At 45.5% G+C, this 4,321-nt stretch carries 3 protein-coding genes; all 3 read left to right on the top strand.

The features are described from left to right. The first annotated feature begins 389 nt into the window (after window positions 1-389). The 3 genes from glyQ to AB4Z17_RS32460 are packed head-to-tail and all read left to right on the top strand — an operon-like array spanning window position 390 to window position 4,194. On the top strand, window positions 390-1,277 hold the full coding sequence (gene glyQ, locus AB4Z17_RS32470) for a glycine--tRNA ligase subunit alpha (protein WP_076266899.1): 888 nt from the start codon (window positions 390-392) through the stop codon (window positions 1,275-1,277). Continuing rightward, on the top strand, window positions 1,270-3,351 hold the full coding sequence (glyS, locus tag AB4Z17_RS32465; protein WP_441964463.1) for a glycine--tRNA ligase subunit beta: 2,082 nt from the start codon (window positions 1,270-1,272) through the stop codon (window positions 3,349-3,351). Before glyQ ends, glyS begins: the two co-directional genes overlap by 8 nt. A 27-nt stretch (window positions 3,352-3,378) precedes the next feature. Continuing rightward, window positions 3,379-4,194 (top strand): pyruvate, water dikinase regulatory protein, encoded by an 816-nt coding sequence (locus tag AB4Z17_RS32460; protein WP_441964461.1) that lies wholly within the window; start codon window positions 3,379-3,381, stop codon window positions 4,192-4,194. Window positions 4,195-4,321: the final 127 nt, after the last annotated feature.

Raw genomic sequence — 4,321 nt, 5'->3', positions numbered from 1 at the left:
GGCTAATACAGATGAGATTCGTGCACATTAGCGGCTTTACTATGATACCTAGGAACTATGTTTGACAATTGGCATAAAGAAGCATAAAATAATGCAATATGAATATTGGGCAGTGATGGAGAAAGTAATCGTTTTAAGCCGACTTGGTTAGCGAGCTGGGGAAAGTGAAAGCCCAGACGGTCAAAACGATGAAAAGGCACTCCGGAGTCGTATACAAGCAAAGAGGGCTAGCTCTTAAGGAGCTGACCAAGTAGGGTGGAACCGCGGGATTACAACTCTCGTCCCTACGTCTGGGAGCAGGCGTAGAGACGGGAGTTTTTTGCGTATAAACGCCTTTGCCTGCTTCGCTTTTACGGACACAAAACAGAGGAAGAAGGAGAGGGTCAGTTATGAATTTTCAAAAAATGATTTTGACTTTGCAGCAGTTCTGGGCTGAACAAAATTGTATTCTCGTACAGCCTTATGACGTTGAGAAGGGTGCAGGAACGATGAACCCTATGACGTTTCTACGCTCGATTGGTCCTGAGCCTTGGAATGTTGCCTATGTGGAACCATCAAGACGTCCAGCGGACGGTCGATACGGTGAGAACCCAAACCGTTTATACCAGCATCATCAATTCCAAGTTATTTTGAAGCCATCGCCTGACAATATACAGGAGCTTTATTTGGAAAGCTTGAAGCAGCTAGGCATTGATGCACTTGAGCATGATATCCGTTTCGTTGAGGATAACTGGGAATCGCCAACTCTTGGCGCTTGGGGTTTAGGCTGGGAAGTATGGCTGGACGGCATGGAAATTACGCAATTCACATATTTCCAACAGGTTGGCGGCATTGATGCTAATCCTGTCGCTGTTGAGATCACATATGGTATGGAGCGTTTGGCTTCTTATATTCAACAAAAAGAGAATGTTTTTGATTTGGAATGGGTTGAAGGAGTAACCTACGGTGACGTCTTCAAACAACCAGAGTATGAGCATTCCAAATATACATTCGAGACATCGGATACAGCAATGCTGTTCTCTTTATTTAACATGTATGAGCAGGAAGCTCAAAAAACGATGGAGCATCATCTTGTGTTTCCAGCGTACGATTACGTATTAAAATGCTCGCACACCTTCAACCTGCTCGATGCGCGCGGCGCAATCAGCGTAACGGAAAGAACGGGCTATATTACACGGGTAAGAAATTTAGCGCGTGCTTGCGCATCGACATACTACGAGGAAAGAGAACGTCTTGGATTCCCTTTGCTGAAGAAAGGAGTGGAGCAGCATGACTAGAGATTTGTTGCTTGAAATCGGACTTGAGGAAGTGCCTGCTCGGTTCGTGCGCGGTGCGATGAACCAGCTAAAGGATAAAATGGTGAAGTGGCTTTCGGACTCAAGAATCGAACACGGCGCTGTAAATGTGTATGCTACACCACGCCGAATTGCTGTTCTAATCAACGACGTAGCTGAAAAGCAAACGGATATGAATGAAGAAGCCAAAGGCCCTTCTCGTAAAATTGCTCAAGACGACCAAGGCAATTGGAGCAAAGCTGCTCTTGGATTTGCTAGAAGCCAAGGCGTTGAGCCTGAACAGCTGTATTTCCAAGAACTAGCTGGCGTTGAATATGTTTATGCTACCAAAAGCAGCATCGGTACAGACACAGCAGCGGTACTGCCAGATGGCTTGCTCAGCTTGATTACTTCGATGTCTTTTCCGAAAAACATGCGTTGGGGCAATCATGAGCTAAAGTTTGTTAGACCGATCCGATGGTTGGTTGCACTATTTGGTCAAGATGTGATTCCTTTTGAAATTACAGGGGTACAAACTGGCAATACAACACGCGGACATCGTTTCCTTGGCAATGATGCTACTGTACAAGAGCCTGCTCAATACACTCAGCGCCTGCGCGAGCAGCATGTTCTTGCTGATGTTAGCGAACGTGAAGAGCTGATTGTAGCTCAGATCGATCGTCTAGCCAAAGAAAAAGGCTGGGAGATTGCAATCAAGGAAGATTTGCTTGAAGAGGTTGTTTTTCTAGTTGAATATCCAAACGTATTGTTTGGCGGCTTCGACCCAGCATTTCTACACATTCCGCAGGAAGTGCTTATTACATCTATGCGTGAGCATCAACGGTATTTCCCGGTATTCAACAGCGAAGGTGAGCTTCTTCCGTTTTTCGTTACGGTTCGCAACGGCGATCTTAAGTCGATCGAGCTAGTATCGAAAGGCAATGAGAAAGTACTTCGCGCAAGACTTTCGGATGCCAAATTCTTTTATGAAGAAGATCATAAGCTGACGATAGAGCATGCTCTTTCGAAGCTTGAGAATATCGTATACCACGAAGAGCTAGGCTCAGTAGCTGACAAAGTAAGACGCATTCGTGCAACAGCTGATCTTCTGAGCAAGCATTTACTGATTGATGAGCAAACGTCCAGCGACATTAGCCGCTCCGCTGATATTTGCAAATTCGATCTCGTATCCCAAATGGTTTATGAATTTCCTGAACTGCAAGGCATTATGGGGGAAGATTATGCTCTTAAAGCAGGAGAGCGAGCTTCAGTGGCGAAAGCCATTAATGAACATTATCAGCCGCGTTTTGCCGGAGATCTAGCTCCATCTGAATTAACAGGAACAATCGTAAGCTTATCGGACAAAATCGATACAATCGTTGGTTGTTTCTCGATCGGCATCATTCCGACAGGCTCGCAGGATCCTTATGCCCTTCGCAGGCAAGCAGCAGGTATTGTTCAAATTATTTTGGCGCACGGCTTGAAGCTGGAGCTAAACGATTTGTATGATGCGGCACTATCCGTACATGAGAACCGCGGCCTTAAACGCGGCGCTGCTGAAATCCGCAAAGATCTTTTTGATTTCTTTGCGCTTCGCGTTAAGAACGTATTGTCCGAGCAAGGCGTTCGTTATGATGTTGTAGATGCCGTTATGGCTTCTGGTTTTGCAGATCTGAAATCGACCATCGAGCGTGCGAGCGTCGTTCAAGCGCTTGCTGCAAGCAGCGATCGAACTGAATTTAAGCTAACTGTCGAGCAGTTTAACCGTGTCAGCAATCTCGGTTCCAAAGCTGCTGGTGCAGCGGTTGATCCAGCTTTGTTCGCAGAACAGGTGGAAACAGAGCTGTATCAAACATGGCAAGCGCAGCGTCCAACGTTTAAACAAGCGATTGAAGAGGGAGATATTTCAAGAGCGGTACAATCTTTATCATCGTTGAAGCCGTTTATCCATAACTATTTTGAGAATGTTATGGTCATGGCGCCTGATGAGGCTGTTCGTGCGAATCGATTGTCAACGCTTGCTGGTATCGCAGAAGATATTGCGATTATCGCAGATTTCTCGAAGCTCGTTTGGTAATTGAGTCCGTAAGGAGGATGATAGATCATGTCTCGTTCTAATCCCGAAGTAATCGTATATGTCGTCTCCGATGCAGCTGGTGATACAGGGGAGCTTGTTGTACGCGCAGCAATCGCGCAATTTCATCCACTTCATACCGATATCCGCAGAGCCCCTTTTGTAACGGAAGAGGCAGGCTTGCTGCGAATTATTGAGCAGGCGCAGCAAGTTGATGCAATAGTGATCTATACACTCGTTATTCCGCATCTTCGCGACAGCATGAAAAAGTTTGCAGAGGCATACAGCGTTACCGCGATCGATCTTTTGGGATCTTTTATCGAGACGCTGGAGAAGCGGACTGGGCGGAAATCGCGTCAAGAGCCTGGTCTTAATCATGTGCTTGATGCCAATTATTTCAAAAAGGTAGATGCTGTAGAATTTGCGGTAAAATATGATGACGCGAGAGATACATCCGGCGTACTAAAAGCGGATATTGTACTCGTTGGCGTATCACGCACGTCAAAAACGCCTTTATCGATGTACCTCGCGCATCAGAAGTTCAAAGTTGCTAATGTGCCGCTAGTCCCTGAGCTAAAGCCGCCAGACGAATTGTTTAAGCTGCCAAAACGCAAAATAATCGGGCTTACAATAGGTGTTCCATACTTAAATACAATACGGAAAGAACGCCTTAAAGCACTTGGCCTACCGAATARTGCATCTTATGCGACTCCTGATCGTATTGAAAAGGAACTGCTTTATGCCGATACTATTATGAAGCAGCTAGGCTGCGTTGTGATTGACGTATCACATCGAGCCGTAGAAGAGACAGCAAGTTTGATTATGGAATATGTACGTTTGCCATAATGTCAAGCAGAAGGATTTTTTAGAGTTATGCCGTATATAATAGTATAGGAAAAGAATTTGAAACCGAGCGGTGATTTTCTATTCGTCAACAAAAACCTACCATTGTGGTCGATGCGGATGCATGTCC

Source organism: Paenibacillus sp. TAF43_2, assembly GCF_052113545.1.
Lineage (GTDB): Bacteria > Bacillota > Bacilli > Paenibacillales > Paenibacillaceae > Pristimantibacillus.
Note: the sequence above shows the minus strand (reverse complement) of the source record. Positions and strands in the feature narration are given on the sequence as shown.

What these genes read in the sequence shown, in the direction of transcription:
- glyQ (WP_076266899.1), top strand. Translation starts at nt 390, where the DNA reads ATGAATTTTCAAAAAATGATTTTGACTTTGCAGCAGTTCTGGGCTGAA.
- glyS (WP_441964463.1), top strand. Translation starts at nt 1,270, where the DNA reads ATGACTAGAGATTTGTTGCTTGAAATCGGACTTGAGGAAGTGCCTGCT.